This window comes from Ruegeria sp. BHSA123 (assembly GCF_059613425.1).
Map to the genome: position 1 here is coordinate 98363 of NZ_JBXWSL010000007.1, position 19127 is coordinate 117489.

Below are 19127 nucleotides of genomic sequence, written 5' to 3' on the forward strand. Positions count from 1 at the left end.
GCACTGTATAGGCGGCGCTGCGGATGAGGAAAAGCCACCTTTTCACTCTAAAACCGCGTGCCGTGATATGCGCGCGCTACTTGATGGCCGGGGTGTTGATCATGAAACGCGACGTCGGAAAAAAACCGACGCCCCCAATCAGAAGGCTTGCCAAGGCGGCATAACAAAAGCACCTTGACCAAGCTGCAACCCAGAGGTGAAGTCCAGAACCCCGGGCACGGCGGAAACATTGCCAGATCAGGAGGCAGGCGTGGGCCAAACCATCAAGAAATACGGAATGGTTCGGGCATTGGGCGCAATGTCCGGTACGTCGCTGGACGGGGTGGACGCTGCGGTGGTGGAAACCGACGGGCATTCCATCGCTGGATTCGGGAAAAGCGGCTATCGCGCCTATACCGATGCCGAACGCGAAATTCTGCGGGCGGCTTTGGGGCAATGGCACGGTCCACAGGTCGACGCGGCGGCCGAGATGGTGACCTTTGCCCATGCCGAAGCGCTGTCCGAGTTCGAAGATGTAGACCTGATTGGCTTTCACGGCCAGACTTTGGCGCATGAACCGCGCGGGCGCGGGACATTGCAGGTGGGCGATGGTCTTGGGTTGGCGCAGGCGCTGGGGCGCCCGGTGGTCTGGGACTTCCGAAGCGATGACGTGGCTATGGGGGGCGAGGGCGCTCCGTTAGCACCGTTTTTTCACTTTGCCTGCGCCAAGTGGTTTGGCGCGGACCGCCCCTTGTGCTTTTTGAACCTGGGTGGTGTTGGCAACCTGACCTATGTGGACCCAAGCTTTGATGGTCCCGAGGCGCCGGGGGCGCTGCTTGCCTTTGATACGGGGCCGGCGAACGCGCCGGTCGATGACCTCATGCAAGCCCGGCTGGGGCAGCCGATGGACCGGGATGGTGCGGTTGCGCGCAATGGCACCGTCGAAATGGGCGCGCTGGAGCTGTTTCTGGCTGAGCCTTTCTTCGCACGTATGCCGCCCAAGTCGCTAGACCGGAACGATTTCTCTGAGATGATCGACCTAGTGAAAGAACTGGGTGATGCTGACGCGGTGGCAACCCTAACCGGGATGTGCGCAGCGGGTGTGGTGCAGGGGATGGAACATTGTCCGCAGCCGCCGTCTTGCGTGCTGGTTACAGGCGGTGGACGGCGCAATCCGGTGTTGATGGAGATGCTGCGCGTATCCCTCGACTGCCCGGTCGAACCGGTCGAGGCGGTGGGGCTGGACGGCGACATGCTCGAGGCGCAGGCCTTTGCCTATCTGGCTGTGCGCGTGGCGCGGGGATTGCCAACCTCGTGCCCCGGAACAACCGGGGTGAAAGCGCTGGTGGGTGGCGGCATGGTCAGTTCAGTGAACGTTCAACCGGTGGGTTGAGGCTGCATACAGGTATCGGCTAACGTGTTATCGACACACAGGCTTGCCACTGCGACGGGCTGTGTCGAAGTGAAAATGCCCTTTGTGATACCGGTCAGCGTCAGGGCCAAGAACAGTTCCGAACAGGCCACAGGCTCCGCTGTGCAACTCTTGCAACACGACGCTTTGATCGGTGTCGCTCCATCCGTCCTGAACGGTGATCTGCGTTCCGTCCTGCAACACGAAGGTCGAGATATCGATGGCCCGACCCCGCGCATGTTCGGAAATGCGCGCATAGGGCTGGTTGTTCTGCGTCTTGCAGGCATAGTGGCCAACAACCCGCATACCCTTGAGCCCACCCCCCAGATCGGCAAAGGCGGGTTTGGCGACGTTTTCTATCCATGTTTTCAGCGTGACGGCTGTCTGACAGTCCATCAGCGAGAACTGGCTGAGTGCAATGTCCGAAATTTTGTAAATTCGGACCGGGTCGGCGATGCCGCAACCTTGCGCTTTTCCAGCCAAAGACGTGCGGGTTTCGCCCAAGATGGTCCAGTCACCACAGACCGCGCCGCGGTCGCGCATACGCTGACGACCCACTTCAAACTGGCGAAACTTGCAAGGGCGCAGGGCCGGGCGTTTCGAGGTCAGCACCGCAGGTTCGACAGTCCCGGCAGGTTCGATATGTTCGGTTGCGACTTCCTCCTGCAGATCGGGCAGTGCCAGTTCGGATGAAAGGCGGGATTCTGCACAGGCGGGCTCGGCGTTTGCAAGACAGGTACTTGCGAACAGAAGCAGAAGGACCAGAAAGATGCGTTTCACAATCACCCGATGCTCCGATACCTGCGGTTGCGTTGACAGAATGATAAATGGGTAACTTTCTGTAAACTCACCTTTTCAGACCATCCCCAGATCAGCTTATCCCCGAAGGATATCAAACCCGGGTTCTGCCAGTTGGAACCCATCGAACTGAAATCCGGGAGACACTGCACAGCTGACCAGCGTGTAATTACCGGTGCTGCGCGCGGCCTGCCAATGGCCGTTGGGAACAATCAGTTGCGGTGCGCCCCGAGACAAATCGGGCGACAGCACATGGTCAACCGCCGGACCCTTGTCGGTTGCGCTCAATGAAAGGATTAATGGCGCGCCCGCGTGGTAGAGCCAGATCTCGGTCGCGTCGACCCGGTGCCAGTGGCTGCTTTCCCCCGCTTGCAGCATGAAGTAGATGCAGGTGCCGGTCGGGCGGCCCTCGTTCTCGGCACGCCAGGTTTCCGCGTACCAGCCGCCCTCAGGGTGAGGTTGCAGGTTCAGGCGGTTGATGATCTCTTGTGCGGTCATGTGGCCCCCGTGTGTTTGGCGCAATTATGCACGGCAAGGTGTGATCCGCTATGGTATTCGTGCGCACGGGGAATATGTATGCCGCATGACACTGACCATTCCATTCGATAACTCATATGCCCGCCTGCCGGACGCGTTTTTTGCACGACAGAATCCGGTGCCTGTACGCGCGCCCAAGTTAATCGCGTTCAATGATGATCTGGCACGGCTGTTGCAGGTCCATCCGGGTGATGTGCAAGAGATGGCGGAAGCCTTTGCAGGTAATCGCATCCCCGATGGTGCGGACCCCATCGCGCAGCTTTATTCCGGGCATCAGTTTGGCCAGTACAATCCGCAGCTTGGGGACGGACGCGCGGTGCTGTTGGGCGAAACTGTCGGAACGGATGGCGTGCGGCGGGATGTTCAGCTGAAAGGCTCGGGCCCGACGCCGTTTTCACGTAGGGGCGACGGCAGGGCTTGGCTGGGTCCGGTTCTGCGCGAATACGTGGTGTCCGAGGCGATGCACGCGCTGGGCATTCCGACAACACGCGCGCTGGCGGCGGTAGAGACGGGTGAAACCGTGTTCCGGGAGGGTCCGATGCCCGGTGCGGTGCTAACCCGGGTTGCAACCAGCCATCTACGGGTAGGCACCTTTCAGGTCTTTGCAGCGCGGGGGCAGTTGGACAATCTGCGGCGCCTGACAGACTACGCAATCGCGCGCCACTATCCTGGGGCCGAAGGGCCAATGGGTCTGTTGCGGGCTGTGCGCGATGCGCAGGCACGCCTGATCGCTCAGTGGATGAGCGTGGGTTTCATCCATGGGGTCATGAATACCGACAATTGCTCGATCGCGGGTGAGACCATCGATTATGGCCCCTGTGCCTTCATGGATGTTTATCATCCCAATACGGTCTACAGCTCGATTGATCGGATGGGCCGTTATGCCTATGCCAACCAGCCAGATATAGCAGTGTGGAATCTGGCGCAGCTGGCAACCTCTCTGATTCAGCAGATGGACAACAAGGACGCCGCTGTTGAGCAGGCGACCGAGATCGTGCATGCCATGCCGGACCTGCTGCAACAGAACTGGTTGACCCGGTTCCGGGCAAAGATCGGGCTGACGACCGCTGAAGAAGGCGATCAGGCGCTGATCACCGATTTGCTAAAACGTATGGCCGAGGGGCAGGCTGATTTCACCAACACCTTCCGTGCGCTGGGCAAAGATACCGTGCGCGATCAGTTTGTCGATCCACAGGCCTTTGACAGTTGGGCAGAAGGCTGGCGTGCGCGTTTGGCGCGTGAGGCCTCGCCGCATGAAGTGATGACCGCAGCGAACCCTGCCTATATTCCGCGCAATCACCGTGTCGAGCAGATGATCCAATCAGCGGTGGCGGGGGATTACCAGCCGTTGCATCGGCTGAACGCTGTCCTCGCGCGGCCTTACGACGATCAGGCAGATGCGGAGGATCTCAAACGGCCCCCGGCTGATAACGAGGTCGTGCACGCCACGTTCTGCGGTACGTGACGGTCAAACATCTCTGGTAGTCTCTCGGTGCGGTACGGTTTCGCTGGGAGGGGTGAATGAATTTGCCCGTTCCAGATCGGTGTCGGATGCGCTGAAACTGCTGTATCTCCGTCCTGCCGCACCTGGATGATATGAGGGGAAACCCATCTGTTTCCGGCCACGCCACGTGCCGGGTTTTTAGGCGATATATTGTGCCGAGGCGACTTCCCCGGTCGCCGTTGTTGAGAAGTGAAACTGAAGGGTTGCGTCCGGCGACAGGCGTGGCACTTTGGGTCAAGCCCACTGGTCAGGTCTATATGCAGTCATCTTCCACCCTTCGCATCGCAAGCTATAACATTCAGAAATGCCTCGGGCTGGATCTCCGGCGCCAGCCGCAGCGCATTTTGCAGGTCATCGAACATATGCAGGCCAATATCGTTGTGTTGCAGGAGGCCGACAAACGTCTGCCGCCGCGGCCGGCGGCCCTGCCGCATTTCATGCTGGATGAAGCGGGGTGGCAGATCGTCGATCTGGGTGGTGCCGGCAGTCTGGGCTGGCATGGCAATGCAGTGATCTGGCGTGGCGAGGGCCTTTCGGTCCGGCGAACCGGGCATCACGAACTGCCCGGGCTTGAACCGCGCGGCGCGGTCCGTGTCGAGTTTGATACCCATATCGGGCCGTTGAGGGTGATGGGAATGCATCTGGGGCTGTTGCCTGCATCGCGACGTCAGCAGATCTCGCATATCAGGCGGTTTGATAAAGAGCTGGAGCAGATGCCGACTGTCTGGGCGGGGGATTTCAACGAATGGTCCCGACAGCCTGTTCTGGATCATCTGGCACCGGAAATGCGTTTTCTGCCCCCCAAGCCGAGTTTTCCCGCCGCGCAGCCGCTGGGCGCGCTGGATCGGATCGCGCTGGGCGCGGGCGTCAGGGCCACTGCGCATGGTGTCCATGACGCGCGCCCGGCACATATCGCATCGGATCATCTGCCGGTTTGGGCTGATTTGGCGCGCGTGGCTTAAGTTCACTGGAAAAGAAGAAATCCCTGTGGCGCAAATCGCACAGACATACTAAGACAGACACCCGAGCAATTCTGAGGGGCATCATGTCGGAAACGATTATTGGACGTTGTGAGGCCAAGGGTCTGCGCATGACCGGTCAAAGAAGGATCATCGCGCAGGTATTGGAACAAAGCGACGACCATCCGGATGTCGAAGAACTGTACGCGCGTGCTTCTGCCATCGACACAGGCATCTCGATTGCGACGGTGTATCGTACGGTCAAACTGTTCGAAGAGGCCGGAATTCTGGAACGTCTGGAGTTCGGCGATGGGCGGGCCCGTTACGAGGATGCCGAGCGTGATCACCACGATCACCTGATCGACATGCAGTCGGGGGAGGTTATCGAATTTGTCGACCCCGAGATCGAAGCCCTGCAGGAAAAGATCGCCGCCAAGCTTGGGTACAAGCTGAAAGGGCATCGGCTGGAACTGTATGGCGTGCCGCTCAAGCAGAAGTGATCCATCACAAATCACGAACGGCCCCAACACGTTAATTCATTGAATGTGTCGGGAATTGGCTTGCCAGATGCCGCTGGTTGCGGTTCATGTGCCCGCATACTGCACCCCAAGTACCCTTTTCCTACGGACGCGCGCATGAATAACGTAAACGGCATCCTTTTGCTGATCGGCTCGATGGCGGCCTTTTCTCTTGAGGATATGTTCATCAAGTTCCTGTCGGGCGCTGTGCCGACAGGTCAGATCATGGTGTGTCTGGGTGTGTTCTGCGGGCTTGTCTTTGCGGTGATGTCGGTGGTCACCCGCAAACGCATCTTCGATCCCGTGGCGTGGAAACTGCTGCCGATGGTACGTGCAGGGACAGAAGGATTCGGTGCCGTAACCTTTGTCACCGCGTTGTCGCTGATTGATCTGTCCACTGTCGCCGCCGTGTTTCAGGCCATGCCGCTTGCCGTGACCATGGGCGCGGCCCTGTTTCTGGGAGAGCAGGTCGGCTGGCGCCGCTGGAGCGCCATTGGTGTCGGCTTTATCGGTGTTCTGATGATCATTCGCCCCGGATTGGAAGGGTTTCAGCCAGACTCGCTGTTTGTCGTCCTGACCGTGTTTGCGATTGCGGCGCGTGATCTGATAACGCGCAAGCTGGATGCTCGGGTGGCCTCATCCGTTGTGGCGATGCAGGCGTATATCGCAGTGGCGCTGGCCGGGCTGCTGTTGATGGTCATTTCCGGAACACCCTTTGTGCCGGTGCAAAGCGGCCAGGCAGGGCCATATCTGGGCGCGATCGGTTTCGGCGTTTTGGGGTATTACGGCATCGTAACGGCCATGCGGGTTGGCGAGGCTTCGGCCATGATGCCATTCCGTTACACGCGTCTGGTGTTTTCGATCCTTGCCGGAATGTTTATGTTCGGTGAACGCCCTGACGCGCTGACAATGGCTGGGGCGAGCCTCATCATCGGATCTGGCCTGTATACCTTTATCCGCGAGCGACGTCTGGCGCGCAATCTGGTTCCGGCCTGATCCTGTTGGCGCAAACAGCAAACTGTTAGCCCTAAAGGTCGGTAAATATGCGTGTTAGCGATAACGGAACCGGTTTACTTTTGGCCGGTTGCTGCTATGACGCGTGCAACCGACTGCAGCCATAGGGACAGACCTCATGAGCACCATTATTGACATCCACGCGCGCGAAATTCTGGACAGCAGGGGCAACCCGACGGTCGAGGTCGACGTGATTCTGGAAGACGGCACCATGGGCCGCGCCGCCGTACCGTCCGGTGCGTCCACCGGCGCACATGAAGCCGTAGAAAAACGCGACGGCGACAAATCCCGCTATATGGGCAAAGGGGTTCTGGAAGCCGTGGCCGCCGTGAATGGTGAAATCGCCGAGGAACTGGTGGGCTTTGACGCGACAGAACAAGTGGCCATCGACCAGGCGATGATCGAACTGGACGGAACCAATAACAAAGGCCGTCTGGGCGCCAACGCCATTCTGGGTGTGTCGCTGGCCACCGCAAAGGCGGCAGCCGATTTCACGACGCAGCCCCTTTATCGTTACGTCGGTGGTACCTCAGCTCGCGTGCTGCCGGTACCGATGATGAACATCATCAATGGCGGCGAACACGCCGACAACCCGATCGACATTCAGGAATTCATGATCATGCCAACCTCGGCCGCGAATATTCGCGAGGCCGTGCGAATGGGGTCCGAAGTGTTCCATACGCTGAAGAAAGAACTGTCTTCCGCGGGTCTGGCCACGGGCGTGGGCGATGAGGGCGGTTTTGCCCCCAACATCGCCAGCACCCGCGAGGCGCTGGATTTCATCCTGAAATCCATCGAAAAGGCGGGCTACAAACCCGGCGAAGAAATCCACTTGGCCTTGGATTGCGCGGCGACCGAGTATTACAAGGATGGTAAATACGTTCTGGCGGGCGAGGGGATCACCCTGACATCCGAAGAAAACGCAGCCTATCTGGCGTCTCTGGTCAATGACTATCCAATCATCTCGATCGAAGACGGCATGTCCGAGGATGATTGGGACGGCTGGGAAACCCTGACCGACGCCATCGGCGACAAGGTGCAGCTCGTGGGCGACGACCTGTTTGTGACCAATCCGGCGCGCTTGGCCGAAGGGATCAAGCGCGGCTGCGCGAACTCGATGCTGGTTAAGGTGAACCAGATCGGATCGCTGACCGAAACCCTGCGCGCCGTCGATATGGCGCACCGTGCGCGTTATACCAACGTGATGTCGCACCGTTCGGGCGAGACCGAGGATGCCACTATTGCCGATCTGGCGGTGGCGACCAATTGCGGTCAGATCAAAACCGGCTCGCTGGCGCGGTCGGATCGGTTGGCCAAATACAACCAGTTGATCCGCATTGAGGAATCGCTGGGCGAGGTTGCGGAATACGCAGGCGCGTCGATCCTTCGCAAATAACGCGCTTGGTGCTAGGCTGGCCCCTGGTTTTAATCCGGGGGTCGCATTGTGCTGAACATCATCGAACCGGAAACGCCGGACCAGATTGAAGCGGTTCGGCGTTTGTGTTGGGATTACAGGGATTTCCTGCTGGCACTGGATGAAAGAACCGCCCAGATTGTGCAGGCTTTCTACCCAAGCGAAAAATACGCCCGCGTGATGGACAACATCGACGCGGAACACACACCGCCGACCGGTGGGATCAAACTGGCATTGCTGCATGGGGAACCGGTCGGCTGCGGTATGTTTCACACGTACGAACCCGGTGTAGCTGAAATCAAACGTGTATTTGTAACTGACGCAGCAAGGGGGACCGGAGCAGGCCGTGCCATCATGCTTTCGCTGATCGAAATGTGCCGAGATATTGGGTTCGACTATATTCGAATGGACACCGGCAAACCCCTGGAAGCGGCGACTCGGTTATACCTGTCTTTGGGCTTTCACTTGCGCGACGCCTATTACGAAACTCCTGAAATCGCACGCGACCACCTGCTTTTTTTTGAGATGCCGCTATTTGAGAATGGCACCCTCAGGCCAGAGAAAAGTTAAATTTTTCAGGGACATGTTCGTTTGCGGTTGAGGTGTTTGATAAAAAAAATGTGGCTTATCTATTCTTATGTGTGAACTTGTTACTTATCACGCCCGCACAGAATGCCGTAGTTTGTCTTCATTGCAGAAAGGAGACTACGATGTCTGTATCCAAATTCCTTCTGATAATCGTCACAGCGTCCATCACAGTATTGTCCGCCTGCGCGGGTCCGGGAACGTATCCGATAACCGGAGAAGAGGTTTCGTCGAATGACCCGGTTCAGCATATGAATCCGGCAAATATCTTCCGCGGCGAGTCGCGCTAAAGTACCTTGCTCATCAGCATATACCTGTCGCGTTGTCTAAACCCGGTACGCAGATAGAGCTTATGGGCAGATTCATTGTTTCGGTCGACTTCCAGATGAAGAGCCATCAGGCCTGCCCCGGCAAGAGCTTTGGGCAGATCCAAAAGAACCTCGGTGGCAATGCCGCGGCCCCGAACGGCGGGGCGTATATAGATTTCGTCCACGAAACCGTCCATGCCGCCAAACTCGACTGACCAGCCAAAGGTCAGGATGATATATCCCAAAGGCGCGCGCCCGGGCCCAATCAGATAGACACAGCCATGAGGGATACCATCCAGCATGGGGGCGAGGGCATTGCGTGTCTTGTCGGCGTCCTGTGTCAGCCCGGCCTCGGTATGAAAGGCGGTGACCAGCGTCATCAGGCGATCCAGATCGTCGGGACGCGCTAGGCGGAGGGCAGCGCTCATAATCTGGCCAGCCTTTCTGTCAGCAAGGTGAAAAAGCCGTCGGCGTCGATTTCCCCCATGAACAACGCATTTGGTGCGCGGTTGGTGACACCCCACCAATCCGCAACGGTCATGCCCAAGGTCAGGTCGGACCCTGTTTCAATCTCGACATTCACGCGGCGGCCCGAAAACAGCTCGGGGCGGATCAGATAGGCGGTGACGCAAGGGTCGTGCAGGGGAGCGCCCGCGCTGCCGTATTTCTCTTTGTCGAAGCGTTCAAAGAAATCCGTCATCTCGGCCACGGCATGCCCAACCTTGCTGTCCAATGCGCGGAACGCGTCGTTTCGCGGTTTGGTCACCAGCGCTTTGTGCGTGATATCCAATGGCATGACAACAATCGGTATTCCGGATTTAAAAACGATATCAGCAGCTTCTGGGTCGACATAGATGTTGAATTCAGCAGTGGGGGTGATGTTGCCGACTTCGAAATACGCCCCACCCATCAAGACGATTTCCTGCACGTGGTCGATGATATCGGGGGCCTTGCGAAACGCAGTCGCGACGTTTGTAAGCGGACCCAGTGGACAAAGGGTCACGGTCCCCGGCTCTTCAGCACGCAGGGTGTCGATGATGAAATCCACAGCGTGACCTTTGGCCAGGGGCATCTGCGGATCCGGCAGGACCGGGCCATCCAGCCCGGTTTTCCCGTGCACATGTTCTGCGGTGACAAGCGGACGGTTCAGCGGTTTGTCGCAGCCCGCATAAACCGGCACATCCGTACGTCCGGCCAATTCACAAACGATTCGGGCGTTCTTGGCTGTAAGGGCGAGCGGGACGTTACCCGCGACGGCCGTAATACCCAGAACCTCGATCTCGTCCGGGCTGGCCAGCGCCAGCAGGATGGCGACGGCGTCGTCCTGTCCGGGATCGGTGTCGATGATGATCTTGCGAGGGGGCATAGGCGTCTCCGGGGGTCGTGAAGGTGGGACACTCGCAAGTGTCGGATCGCTTGTCTACCCGTTTCTGGTTGCGGCCAGTGTATCCACCGGCGGGAGTTTGCCATTCGCGCGATGCTCTTCCGTTTTAACTTCGTCCCACAGCGCATCCATCTCGGCCAGATCGCTTTGCGAGGGGGTCTTGCCCCGTTCGGCCAGCCGGGCTTCGACCTTTTCAAAGCGACGGGTGAACTTGGCATTGGTGCGACGCAGGGCGGCTTCGGGTTCGATGCCAAGATGACGACCCAGATTGACCATCACGAACAGCAGATCGCCGAATTCGTCTTCCAGCGCGTCAGCATCCATTTGGTCACGCGCCTCTTCCAGTTCGGCGGCTTCTTCGGTGATCTTGGCCAGCACATGGCTTGCGTCAGGCCAGTCGAACCCCACCCGAGCGGCACGTTTTTGGAGCTTATGCGCGCGCAGCAGTGCGGGCAGGTTTGCGGCCACACCGTCCAGCGCACCTTTCTGTTCCTTGCCCGCCCGTTCGGCGGCTTTGATGGCCTCCCAATCTTTGATTTGCTGGTTAGCCGACTTGTCGCGGGATTCATCGCCAAACACATGCGGATGGCGGCTGACCATCTTGTCCGACATGGTGCGCACTACGTCCTGAAAGGTGAAATGTCCTGCTTCTTCTGCCATTTGGGCGTGAAACACGGATTGAAACAGTAAATCCCCCAGTTCGCCCTTAAGCTCGTCAAAGGCTTCGCGTTCGATGGCGTCCGCGACCTCATAGGCCTCTTCGATCGTATAGGGGGCGATGGTCGCGAAATCCTGTTCGATATCCCACGGGCAGCCGGATTGCGGATCGCGCAGGCGGCGCATGATTTCCAGCAGCCGTTCGATACCTGCATCGCTGTCATGGATCAGAGGATTTTCAGCCATTGCGAACCCTTTCATTCCGGTGTCAGATGCATCCATTCCGCAGTCCCGATCAGGAGTCCACCCCAGATGCCCGTCGTCAACCGAATTGCCGATTTCTCTGCCGACATGACCAGATGGCGCCAGTATCTGCATACCATCCCAGAGTTGGAATTCGAATGCCATGAAACTGCGGCCTTTGTGGCGGAACGTCTGCGTGAGTTCGGGGTCGATGAGTTGCATGAGGGGCTCGCAAAGACCGGGATGGTCGCGATCATAAACGGGCAGGGCGACGGGCCGACGATTGGCCTGCGCGCCGATATGGATGCGTTGCCAATTACCGAAGAAACAGGCGTTGACTACGCCTCTCAGAACCCCGGAAAGATGCATGCCTGCGGTCATGACGGGCATACCACGATGTTACTGGGCGCGGCCCGTTATCTGGCCGAGACGCGAAATTTCAGCGGTCGCGTGGCGCTGATCTTTCAACCCGCCGAGGAAGATGGCGGTGGTGCTGGCGTGATGGTCGAAGAAGGCATCATGGACCGTTTCGACATCTCGCAGGTCTACGCGCTGCACAACGCGCCGGGATTTGCCGAAGGGACATTCTATACCACGCCAGGGCCGATCATGGCGGCTGTCGATACGTTCGAAGTGCATATTCAGGGTGTCGGCGGCCACGGTGCGATGCCGCATGAAACCCGTGATCCGGTTATGGCGGCCTGTGGGATTGCGCAGGCCATTCAGACCATTGTCAGTCGCAACCACTATGCGCTGGATGATCTTGTCGTTTCGGTCACGCAAATTCACACAGGCACGGTCAACAACGTGATCCCGGATACGGCCTATATCAACGGCACCGTTCGAACATTCGATCCGAACGTGCAGCAGATGGTGATGCGACGCATGGCCGAGATTGTCGAGGGGCAGGCCAAATCCTATGGGGTCGAGGCGCGTTTGGAATACAATGTCGATTACCCTGCCACCATCAATGATGCCGAAAAGGCGGGTTTTGCGACCGAGGTGGCGCGAGAAATATCCGGAGATGACCGGGTCACCGGCAATACCGGGCGCGAGATGGGGGCCGAGGATTTCTCGTACATGCTGCAAAAGCGCCCCGGTGCTTATCTGTTCCTCGGGCAGGGTGAAGGCGCGGGGCTGCATCATCCGAAATACAACTTTAACGACGAAATCGCACCGGTGGGCGCGTCGTTTTTCGCGCGAATCGTGGAAAAAGCGCAGCCGTTGAGCTGATAAAGGTTCGGGAAAGGGACTACGGAAGACATGGCACTGGAAGACGCAAGAAACCAAGTGGATGAGGCATTCACCAATCCGGACCTCAAGGGGTTGTCTTATGAAAATACGTTCGGCGGCGCGACGTCTTTTCTTCGGCGGCTTTACACCAAGAACCTGAAGGGTGTGGACATCGCCGTAACCGGCGTGCCGTTTGATCAGGCGGTTACGAACCGGCCCGGCACGCGCCTTGGCCCTAGGGCGATCCGAGAGGCCAGTGCGCTTCAGTCGCCTGATGCGCCCTATGGCTGGCCCTTTGATGCGCTGAGTGAACTGGCGATCGTGGACTATGGCGATATGGCTTATGATTATGCCAATATACCGGCCTTTCCCGACACGCTGACCGACCACATCCGGACCATTCTGACCGCTGACGTAGCGTCGGTCGCGTTGGGTGGCGACCACTATATCAGCTTTCCGATCCTCAAGGCTTATGCCGAGAAATTCGGGCCAATGTCCCTGCTGCAATTCGATGCGCATACCGACACATGGGTCGATGACGATATGTCCCGCGTGGATCACGGGACAATGTTCTACAAGGCTGTAAAGTCGGGCATTGTCGATCCGAAACGCTCGGTCCAGGTGGGTATTCGCACGACGAATGAGGATACGCTGGGCGTGAACATCATCGATGCGCGTGAGGTTTATGAATCGGGACCTGCTGCCGTGGCGCAAAAGATCAAAGACATTCTTGGTGACAGCCCCGTTTACCTCAGCTTCGACATTGACGGTCTTGACCCGGCCTTTGCCCCTGGTACGGGCACGCCGGTCTGGGGTGGGTTAAGCTCGATTCAGGCGCAAATCATCCTGCGCGACATTGCCGGGATCAATATCAAGGGCGGGGACGTGGTCGAAGTATCGCCGCCCTTTGACACCTCAGGTGCGACAGCGATTGCTGGGGCTCATGTGGCGACGCAGATCATTTGCCTGTTGGGGTGGAACAAGCTGGAAAAAGCAGAAGGGTAAACCCGCATGGGTTCACGTTAACCAACAGTTAGCCATGCTTAAGGTATGTGCTGGATCAAGTGACGAACAGGGACGGGACCATTACGCGCATGACCGAATTCAACCAACCAATTAGCGGGAATGATCTGGCTCGGTTTTCCGGGCCGAACACATTCATGCGCCTGCCGCAGGCCTCCTCGCTTGAGGGGCTGGATGTGGCGGTGCTGGGGGTGCCGATGGATATCGGCACGTCGTGGCGGTCGGGCACGCGCTTTGGCCCCAAGCAGATCCGCGGCGAAAGCGCGATGATCCGGCCCTATAACATGGCCACCAGAGCGGCCCCGTTCGACAGTTTGCAGATAGCCGATATTGGGGATCTGGCGATCAACACCTTCTCGCTGGCAGACAGCCTCAGGATCATCAAGGAAAGCTATGACGCCATATTGGCGAAAGGCGTGATCCCGGTGGCCATGGGGGGCGATCATTCGATCACCCTGCCGATCCTGCGAGCCATCAAGGCAAAACACGGACCCGTGGCGCTGGTGCATGTGGACGCCCATGCCGATGTGAATGACAAGATGTTCGGTGAGCGTGAAACCCACGGTACCGTCTTCCGCCGCGCCTATGAAGAGGGGTTGATTGTTCCCGACAAGACGTTCCAGATCGGCATTCGGGGCTCGGGCTATGCCGCCTCGGACTTCACCGAAGCCAAGGACTGGGGCTTCCGCCAGTTCCCGGCCTGGGAGCTGTGGCAGCAGAACCTGACCCAAATCGGATCGCAGGTTCGCAAGATCATCGGGGACCACCCGGTTTACATCTCGTATGACATCGACAGCCTTGATCCCGCGTTTGCTCCGGGCACCGGCACGCCGGAAATCGCAGGTCTGACGACACCGCAAGCGCTGCAACTGATCCATGCCCTGCATGGGGTAAACGTGGTGGGATGTGATCTGGTTGAGGTTTCACCCCCTTATGATCCATCGGGCAACACTGCACTGACAGCGGCCAACCTGATCTACGAGATGTTGTGTATCCTGCCGGGTGTGACGTCGCGGTAAGACGCGGTGGAATGTCTTGCCGCCGGTTTTGTTCCGCTTAGGGTTCACCAAAAAGGATAGAGCGGGATGAAAAAGGTGGCTTTGGGGGCAGTGATTGCGCTTGTGGTTGGGGCGGGCGGCTATGTCCGCCTGGCACCGTCCGACCCTACGCGGTGGCACGTCGCTTTTGTTGCAACCGAAAATCAGGATTTGCCCGGTGGTGTGGTGCGCGTTGTCGAAACCGGCTCCGACGGGTTGCAGCGTCTTGACGAGATTGCCCAAGCCACGTCGCGCACCACGGTTTTGGCAGGTTCGGTCAGTGAGGGTATGATCACCTATATCACCCGCACGAAATGGATCGGCTTTCCCGACTACACCACGGTTCAGCAGGATGGTGACACCCTGCGCATTCATGGGCGCCTGCGATTTGGCCGCAAGGATTTCGGGGTTAACAGGGCGCGAGTCGATGGGTGGTTGGCGCAGTTCTAGTCGTTGCTCAAACGGTCAGGACGCGCCGTCCAGATCCAAGGGGTCGACAGGCTCACTCTGTAAATTGGACGACAAACACCCCTCCTGAACCTCACGCCACATGGGAACGTTCAGGGACATCTGGCATTGCGCCGTGAACATGCGTCCGTCGACCTGAAGGCAGATCATCTCACCCAGTTCGATGCGAGACCCGGATGTGTCAGTGCAATAGCAATCCCGCGTCTTGCCATCAGGGCCGATGTAATCCGCGAATGCAGGCGTCGTTGTCAGCAGCAGAGTAATTAAAACCCGTTTCATGGCCCCAAGCTTAGCATGACGTTGCCCTTGACCAAAGCCCCCGGATGAGAGACACCGCCGGGATGATCCCCGAAGAACGTCTTGAACAGATCACCCAGCGTTTCCAGTACCTCGAGGCAGCCATGGCCGATGGCGCGTCGGGTGGTGACATAGCGGCGCTGGCCAAAGAATATTCCGACCTCAAGCCTGTCGTCGATCAGATCATGGCCTGGCGACAGCTGGTGGGAGATCTGGCCGAGGCGCAGGCGATGCTGACTGACCCGGACATGAAAGAGCTTGCCGAGGAGGAGATCCCCGAGTTGCAGGCCCGCATCCCCAAGGCGGAAAACGCGCTCCAACTGGCATTGTTGCCAAAGGACGCGGCGGATGCCCGTCCGGCGATGCTGGAAATCCGCCCCGGCACCGGCGGGGACGAGGCCGCTTTGTTCGCAAGCGACCTGTTGCGCATGTATCAGCGTTACGCCGAGGCGCGTGGCTGGAAATTCGAGATTATCGAAGAACAGGCCTCGGATCTGGGCGGCATCAAGGAAGTGGTCGCCCATATCAAAGGCGACAATGTCTTTGCGCGCCTGAAATACGAATCCGGCGTCCATCGGGTGCAACGCGTGCCCGAAACCGAAAGCGGCGGGCGCATTCACACTTCGGCGGCGACTGTGGCGGTTCTGCCCGAGGCCGAGGATGTAGACATCCAGATCGACGCCAATGATATCCGAATCGATACGATGCGAAGCTCGGGCGCGGGCGGACAGCACGTGAACACGACCGACTCGGCAGTGCGGATCACGCATCTTCCGACGGGATTGGTGGTGACGAGTTCCGAGAAGTCCCAGCATCGCAACCGCGAGATCGCCATGCAGGTTCTGAAGACGCGCTTATATGATCTGGAACGGCAGCGGATTGACAGCGAACGCTCGGCAGATCGCGCCAGTCAGGTGGGCTCGGGGGATCGCTCGGAACGCATTCGTACTTATAACTTCCCGCAGGGGCGCATGACCGACCATCGGATCAACCTGACGCTATATAAGCTGGATCAGGTGATGCAGGGCGATCTGGACGAGGTGATTGATGCGCTGACGGCAGACGATCAGGCCCGGCTGATGGCCGAGATGGCACAATGACGGGTCTGCAAACAGCGGCACAGGCCATGGTAGCAGCGACAGCGCGCCTGCGTGCGGCCGGTGTGGACGATCCGGCGCGCGACGCGCGTCTGTTGCTGGCCCACGCTGCACGGATTGAAGCCAGCCGGGTGACACTGATTGCCCCGGAAGAATTGCAGCCCGAAATCGCCGAGCGTTATGACCAGCTGATCTCCTTGCGTGCCGTTCGGGTTCCGGTGTCGCATCTGTTAGGTGAGCGGGAGTTTTATGGCCGCAGGTTTCGCGTCAGCCGGGATGTCCTTGATCCGCGCCCGGAAACAGAAACCCTTATCGAAGCGGCGTTGAGCGAACCATTTGATCATGTCCTCGACCTGGGGCTGGGCTCGGGGTGTATCCTGATAACCCTTCTGGCCGAACGCAGCAGTTCCACGGGCGTGGGTGTCGATCTGAGCGAAGCCGCCTGCCTGCAAGCCAGTGCCAATGCGGTTCAGCATCAGGTAGAGGCGCGGATTGAGATTCTTCGATCAAACTGGTTTGAAGACATTAATGGTCAATTCGACCTGATTGTTTCCAACCCTCCATATATCTCAGTGTCTGAGATGGAAGAGCTGTCGCCCGAAGTGCGCGAGCATGAGCCGCGCATGGCTCTGACGGATGAGGGGGATGGGTTGGGAGCGTATCGTCGGATCGCGGCTGCGACCCCGGATTTTCTGTTGCCGGGCGGGCGAATTCTTGTCGAAATCGGTCAGACGCAGGCGGCAAAAGTATCAGCCCTGTTCGACGCTGCCGGGTTGGTGGATGTTCGGATCATCCCTGATCTGGACGGTCGCGACCGCGTTGTTGGCGCAAGAATGCCGGATTGAGTGGCGGGTTTGCGGCAAAAAACGCCAACCCGAACAAAAAAGCTTGTGAAAACCCGAGATTCCTCTTGTCTGCGCCGTCAGGACATGTTTACTCAGGATTAGTCGGCGAGGTTGACGCTGTTGCAGCGCACCCCTGACGCCAAGCCCAAAAAGTCGACTTCCCGTCACGGCAAACGCCTTAGAGCAGTGCAAAACACGGGTTGAGCGACAGCGCATTGATAAGGCTGACGTAAAGTAAGATGAGATCTTCCAAACCCCGTTCGCGGGCCAAGAATAACCGCAATCGTCCTTCTGGCGGCAACGTCGTAAACCGGGTTTTTGACAGCTCGGGTCCCGAAGGCAAGGTTCGTGGCACGCCGCAGCAGATTATTGACAAGTACAACCAGTTGGCACGTGACGCTCAGCTGTCGAATGACCGCGTGGCAGCAGAAAACTTCCAGCAACACGCAGAACATTATCTGCGGATGCTGAGCGAAGCGCAGCGCGAAATGGATGCGCGCCGTGAAGAGCAGGAGCGCCAGAACCGCGAACGCCAGGCTGAGCGCGATCGTGAACGTGCCGAACGTCAGGAACGCGAAGCGACCCGTCAGGCTGATCCGGCCGAAGCACCGCAGCCTGATTTGATGGACTTGTCTCAGCAAGTTTCAGAGCCCGATAGCGGCTTGGTAGAAACACCGGAAAACAAAGAAACCCCGGTAGCTGAGGCACCGGAAGAGGCACCGCTCAAAGAAAAACCCGCGCGTAAACCGCGCACGCGGAAGCCCAAAGCTGCACCCGAGGCAAAAGAGGAAGCACCCGCCAACACCGGGGATGCTCCAGAGGCGGCTGAGTAAAGCTGACGGCCAATGAACCAAGCCCCGAGGTCAAACTCGGGGCTTTTTTGTTTGATCAGGTTTTCTTAACTTCGCGCGCCAAAGCGCAGAACGCTTCAAGCGGGATTTGTTCGGCACGGTCCGTGGGCTTGATACCAGCAGCCAGCAAACGGTCTTCGATATCCGGGGCAATGCCTTTGAGTGAGGCGCGCAGCATCTTGCGACGTTGGTTGAAGGCGGCGGCCACGATACGTGACAGGGTGGCGGCATCGGCAGGAAAGCGTGGTTCGGGCAGGGCGGTCAGGTGGACCACGGCGCTTGAAACCTTGGGCGGCGGGGTGAAGGCCCCGGGGGGAAGCGACATGGCGATACGAGCCTCTGCCCGCCATTGAGCGAGGATGGCAAGGCGTCCATAGGCCTTGCTGCCGGGTTGGGCGACGATACGCTCGGCCACTTCGCGTTGGAACATCAGCGTCAGGCTCTGCCAGAATGGGGGCCATTCGGGCGGTGTCAGCCAACGCACCAGCAGCTCGGTGCCGACATTGTAGGGCAGGTTGGCTGCGACGCGGATTGGCGGTGACAGGTATTCAAGCGGGTTTATTTCCAGGGCGTCGCCGTTGATCACCTCAAGCCGCCCCGGATACGCAGCCGCGATGTCGTTCAGGGCGGCAATGCACCGGGTGTCTTTTTCAACGGCCACGACCTTGCGCGCGCCTTCGGACAGCAGGCCCCGCGTCAACCCACCGGGACCGGGGCCGATTTCAAGCACATCGCATTCTGACAAATCGCCAGCCTGTCGGGCGATCTTAGCGGTCAGGTTCAGATCCAGCAGAAAGTTCTGCCCCAGCGATTTGCGCGCTGAAAGCTGGTGGGTTGCGATGACCTCGCGCAGAGGGGGAAGCGTGTCTATAGCGCTCATGATCGGAATACCTTGGCGCCTGTGAAAGGGGCTGCGCCCGAGATTTTTGTGCCTCCGGCGGGGATATTTTCAGCCAGGTGAAGGA

22 protein-coding genes are annotated in these 19127 nt (G+C 58.8%); 15 read left to right on the forward strand and 7 right to left on the reverse strand.

Translation table 11 applies throughout. The annotated features are described in order from the left end of the window. Window positions 1-277 precede the first annotated feature (277 nt). Window positions 278-1372, forward strand: a complete 1095-nt coding sequence (locus tag AC2FNC_RS05910) for an anhydro-N-acetylmuramic acid kinase (protein ID WP_480517764.1) — start codon at window positions 278-280, stop codon at window positions 1370-1372. Window positions 1373-1399: 27 nt separating this feature from the next. Here the strand turns inward: AC2FNC_RS05910 and AC2FNC_RS05915 are convergent, their stop codons facing one another. Continuing rightward, window positions 1400-2176, reverse strand: a complete 777-nt coding sequence (locus AC2FNC_RS05915) for an extensin-like domain-containing protein (RefSeq protein ID WP_480624489.1) — start codon at window positions 2174-2176, stop codon at window positions 1400-1402. Between the two features lie 90 nt (window positions 2177-2266). Next, window positions 2267-2686 carry a cupin domain-containing protein gene (locus AC2FNC_RS05920; RefSeq protein WP_496714805.1) on the reverse strand — a complete coding sequence of 140 codons (420 nt, stop codon included), beginning with the start codon at window positions 2684-2686 and terminating at the stop codon, window positions 2267-2269. Window positions 2687-2771: 85 nt separating this feature from the next. Here AC2FNC_RS05920 and AC2FNC_RS05925 point away from each other — a divergent pair, with 85 nt between their 5' ends. The 7 genes from AC2FNC_RS05925 to AC2FNC_RS05955 all read left to right on the forward strand — a co-directional run bounded on the left by AC2FNC_RS05925 (window position 2772) and on the right by AC2FNC_RS05955 (window position 9009). Further along, entirely contained in the window at window positions 2772-4190 is a 1419-nt protein-coding gene (locus AC2FNC_RS05925; protein WP_496714806.1) for a protein adenylyltransferase SelO, read from the forward strand. A 296-nt stretch (window positions 4191-4486) separates the two neighbouring features. Continuing rightward, a complete protein-coding gene (locus tag AC2FNC_RS05930) occupies window positions 4487-5191 on the forward strand; it encodes an endonuclease/exonuclease/phosphatase family protein (protein ID WP_480517762.1) in 705 nt (234 codons plus the stop codon). Between the two features lie 83 nt (window positions 5192-5274). Continuing rightward, complete coding sequence (locus tag AC2FNC_RS05935; protein WP_480473221.1) at window positions 5275-5688, forward strand: Fur family transcriptional regulator; 414 nt, start codon at window positions 5275-5277, stop codon at window positions 5686-5688. Window positions 5689-5823: 135 nt separating this feature from the next. Then, window positions 5824-6702: a DMT family transporter gene (locus AC2FNC_RS05940; RefSeq protein ID WP_496714807.1), complete on the forward strand. Its 879-nt coding sequence runs from the start codon at window positions 5824-5826 to the stop codon at window positions 6700-6702. 136 nt (window positions 6703-6838) lie between these two features. Beyond that, complete coding sequence (gene eno / locus AC2FNC_RS05945; protein ID WP_496714808.1) at window positions 6839-8116, forward strand: phosphopyruvate hydratase; 1278 nt, start codon at window positions 6839-6841, stop codon at window positions 8114-8116. A 48-nt stretch (window positions 8117-8164) separates the two neighbouring features. Beyond that, window positions 8165-8704, forward strand: a complete 540-nt coding sequence (locus AC2FNC_RS05950) for a GNAT family N-acetyltransferase (protein WP_480603358.1) — start codon at window positions 8165-8167, stop codon at window positions 8702-8704. A gap of 140 nt (window positions 8705-8844) precedes the next feature. Beyond that, a complete protein-coding gene (locus AC2FNC_RS05955) occupies window positions 8845-9009 on the forward strand; it encodes a hypothetical protein (protein WP_480517341.1) in 165 nt (54 codons plus the stop codon). Here AC2FNC_RS05955 and AC2FNC_RS05960 read toward each other — a convergent pair. Genes AC2FNC_RS05960 through mazG form a run of 3 tightly spaced genes read right to left on the reverse strand, consistent with a single transcriptional unit; the run spans window position 9006 to window position 11314 of the window. After that, the gene (locus AC2FNC_RS05960) at window positions 9006-9455 is read right to left on the reverse strand and encodes a GNAT family N-acetyltransferase (protein ID WP_480517339.1); all 450 of its coding nucleotides are present in this window, start codon (window positions 9453-9455) and stop codon (window positions 9006-9008) included. The two genes, AC2FNC_RS05955 and AC2FNC_RS05960, sit on opposite strands and share 4 nt — an antisense overlap. Further along, the gene (locus AC2FNC_RS05965) at window positions 9452-10393 is read right to left on the reverse strand and encodes a nucleoside hydrolase (protein WP_480517337.1); all 942 of its coding nucleotides are present in this window, start codon (window positions 10391-10393) and stop codon (window positions 9452-9454) included. Before AC2FNC_RS05965 ends, AC2FNC_RS05960 begins: the two co-directional genes overlap by 4 nt. 54 nt (window positions 10394-10447) lie before the next feature. Next, window positions 10448-11314 carry a nucleoside triphosphate pyrophosphohydrolase gene (gene mazG / locus AC2FNC_RS05970; RefSeq protein ID WP_496714824.1) on the reverse strand — a complete coding sequence of 289 codons (867 nt, stop codon included), beginning with the start codon at window positions 11312-11314 and terminating at the stop codon, window positions 10448-10450. A 66-nt stretch (window positions 11315-11380) separates the two neighbouring features. Here mazG and AC2FNC_RS05975 point away from each other — a divergent pair, with 66 nt between their 5' ends. From AC2FNC_RS05975 to AC2FNC_RS05990, 4 genes are all read left to right on the forward strand, one after another. Further along, window positions 11381-12544 (forward strand): M20 aminoacylase family protein, encoded by a 1164-nt coding sequence (locus tag AC2FNC_RS05975; protein ID WP_480473207.1) that lies wholly within the window; start codon window positions 11381-11383, stop codon window positions 12542-12544. 30 nt (window positions 12545-12574) lie between these two features. After that, a complete protein-coding gene (gene speB, locus AC2FNC_RS05980) occupies window positions 12575-13549 on the forward strand; it encodes an agmatinase (RefSeq protein ID WP_480473205.1) in 975 nt (324 codons plus the stop codon). A gap of 89 nt (window positions 13550-13638) precedes the next feature. Then, window positions 13639-14586 carry an agmatinase gene (gene speB, locus AC2FNC_RS05985; protein ID WP_480624485.1) on the forward strand — a complete coding sequence of 316 codons (948 nt, stop codon included), beginning with the start codon at window positions 13639-13641 and terminating at the stop codon, window positions 14584-14586. 66 nt (window positions 14587-14652) lie between these two features. Beyond that, on the forward strand, window positions 14653-15054 hold the full coding sequence (locus AC2FNC_RS05990; RefSeq protein WP_480517331.1) for a DUF1499 domain-containing protein: 402 nt from the start codon (window positions 14653-14655) through the stop codon (window positions 15052-15054). A 15-nt stretch (window positions 15055-15069) separates the two neighbouring features. On the opposite strand, the gene AC2FNC_RS05995 is transcribed toward AC2FNC_RS05990, so the two are convergent. Continuing rightward, the gene (locus AC2FNC_RS05995; RefSeq protein ID WP_480517329.1) at window positions 15070-15351 is read right to left on the reverse strand and encodes a hypothetical protein; all 282 of its coding nucleotides are present in this window, start codon (window positions 15349-15351) and stop codon (window positions 15070-15072) included. A 62-nt stretch (window positions 15352-15413) separates the two neighbouring features. Here AC2FNC_RS05995 and prfA point away from each other — a divergent pair, with 62 nt between their 5' ends. The 3 genes from prfA (at window position 15414) to AC2FNC_RS06010 (ending at window position 18144) form a co-directional block, all read left to right on the forward strand. Beyond that, complete coding sequence (prfA, locus tag AC2FNC_RS06000) at window positions 15414-16469, forward strand: peptide chain release factor 1 (protein ID WP_480476765.1); 1056 nt, start codon at window positions 15414-15416, stop codon at window positions 16467-16469. After that, window positions 16466-17311: a peptide chain release factor N(5)-glutamine methyltransferase gene (prmC, locus tag AC2FNC_RS06005; RefSeq protein ID WP_496714809.1), complete on the forward strand. Its 846-nt coding sequence runs from the start codon at window positions 16466-16468 to the stop codon at window positions 17309-17311. The genes prfA and prmC overlap by 4 nt, the downstream gene beginning before the upstream one ends. 239 nt (window positions 17312-17550) lie before the next feature. After that, window positions 17551-18144, forward strand: a complete 594-nt coding sequence (locus AC2FNC_RS06010) for a DUF4167 domain-containing protein (protein WP_480473192.1) — start codon at window positions 17551-17553, stop codon at window positions 18142-18144. Window positions 18145-18199: 55 nt separating this feature from the next. Here AC2FNC_RS06010 and rsmA read toward each other — a convergent pair whose 3' ends face one another. After that, entirely contained in the window at window positions 18200-19042 is an 843-nt protein-coding gene (gene rsmA, locus AC2FNC_RS06015; RefSeq protein WP_480473190.1) for a 16S rRNA (adenine(1518)-N(6)/adenine(1519)-N(6))-dimethyltransferase RsmA, read from the reverse strand. Between the last annotated feature and the right edge of the window lie 85 nt (window positions 19043-19127).

Bases quoted from the DNA above. Each gene is read 5' to 3' on its own strand.
- AC2FNC_RS05910 (WP_480517764.1), top strand. From the start codon at position 278: ATGGTTCGGGCATTGGGCGCAATGTCCGGTACGTCGCTGGACGGGGTG.
- AC2FNC_RS05920 (WP_496714805.1), bottom strand. From the start codon at position 2,686: ATGACCGCACAAGAGATCATCAACCGCCTGAACCTGCAACCTCACCCT.
- AC2FNC_RS05925 (WP_496714806.1), top strand. From the start codon at position 2,772: ATGACACTGACCATTCCATTCGATAACTCATATGCCCGCCTGCCGGAC.
- AC2FNC_RS05930 (WP_480517762.1), top strand. From the start codon at position 4,487: ATGCAGTCATCTTCCACCCTTCGCATCGCAAGCTATAACATTCAGAAA.
- AC2FNC_RS05935 (WP_480473221.1), top strand. From the start codon at position 5,275: ATGTCGGAAACGATTATTGGACGTTGTGAGGCCAAGGGTCTGCGCATG.
- AC2FNC_RS05940 (WP_496714807.1), top strand. From the start codon at position 5,824: ATGAATAACGTAAACGGCATCCTTTTGCTGATCGGCTCGATGGCGGCC.
- eno (WP_496714808.1), top strand. From the start codon at position 6,839: ATGAGCACCATTATTGACATCCACGCGCGCGAAATTCTGGACAGCAGG.
- AC2FNC_RS05955 (WP_480517341.1), top strand. From the start codon at position 8,845: ATGTCTGTATCCAAATTCCTTCTGATAATCGTCACAGCGTCCATCACA.
- AC2FNC_RS05960 (WP_480517339.1), bottom strand. From the start codon at position 9,455: ATGAGCGCTGCCCTCCGCCTAGCGCGTCCCGACGATCTGGATCGCCTG.
- AC2FNC_RS05965 (WP_480517337.1), bottom strand. From the start codon at position 10,393: ATGCCCCCTCGCAAGATCATCATCGACACCGATCCCGGACAGGACGAC.
- mazG (WP_496714824.1), bottom strand. From the start codon at position 11,314: ATGGCTGAAAATCCTCTGATCCATGACAGCGATGCAGGTATCGAACGG.
- AC2FNC_RS05975 (WP_480473207.1), top strand. From the start codon at position 11,381: ATGCCCGTCGTCAACCGAATTGCCGATTTCTCTGCCGACATGACCAGA.
- speB (WP_480473205.1), top strand. From the start codon at position 12,575: ATGGCACTGGAAGACGCAAGAAACCAAGTGGATGAGGCATTCACCAAT.
- speB (WP_480624485.1), top strand. From the start codon at position 13,639: ATGACCGAATTCAACCAACCAATTAGCGGGAATGATCTGGCTCGGTTT.
- AC2FNC_RS05990 (WP_480517331.1), top strand. From the start codon at position 14,653: ATGAAAAAGGTGGCTTTGGGGGCAGTGATTGCGCTTGTGGTTGGGGCG.
- AC2FNC_RS05995 (WP_480517329.1), bottom strand. From the start codon at position 15,351: ATGAAACGGGTTTTAATTACTCTGCTGCTGACAACGACGCCTGCATTC.
- prfA (WP_480476765.1), top strand. From the start codon at position 15,414: ATGATCCCCGAAGAACGTCTTGAACAGATCACCCAGCGTTTCCAGTAC.
- prmC (WP_496714809.1), top strand. From the start codon at position 16,466: ATGACGGGTCTGCAAACAGCGGCACAGGCCATGGTAGCAGCGACAGCG.
- AC2FNC_RS06010 (WP_480473192.1), top strand. From the start codon at position 17,551: ATGAGATCTTCCAAACCCCGTTCGCGGGCCAAGAATAACCGCAATCGT.
- rsmA (WP_480473190.1), bottom strand. From the start codon at position 19,042: ATGAGCGCTATAGACACGCTTCCCCCTCTGCGCGAGGTCATCGCAACC.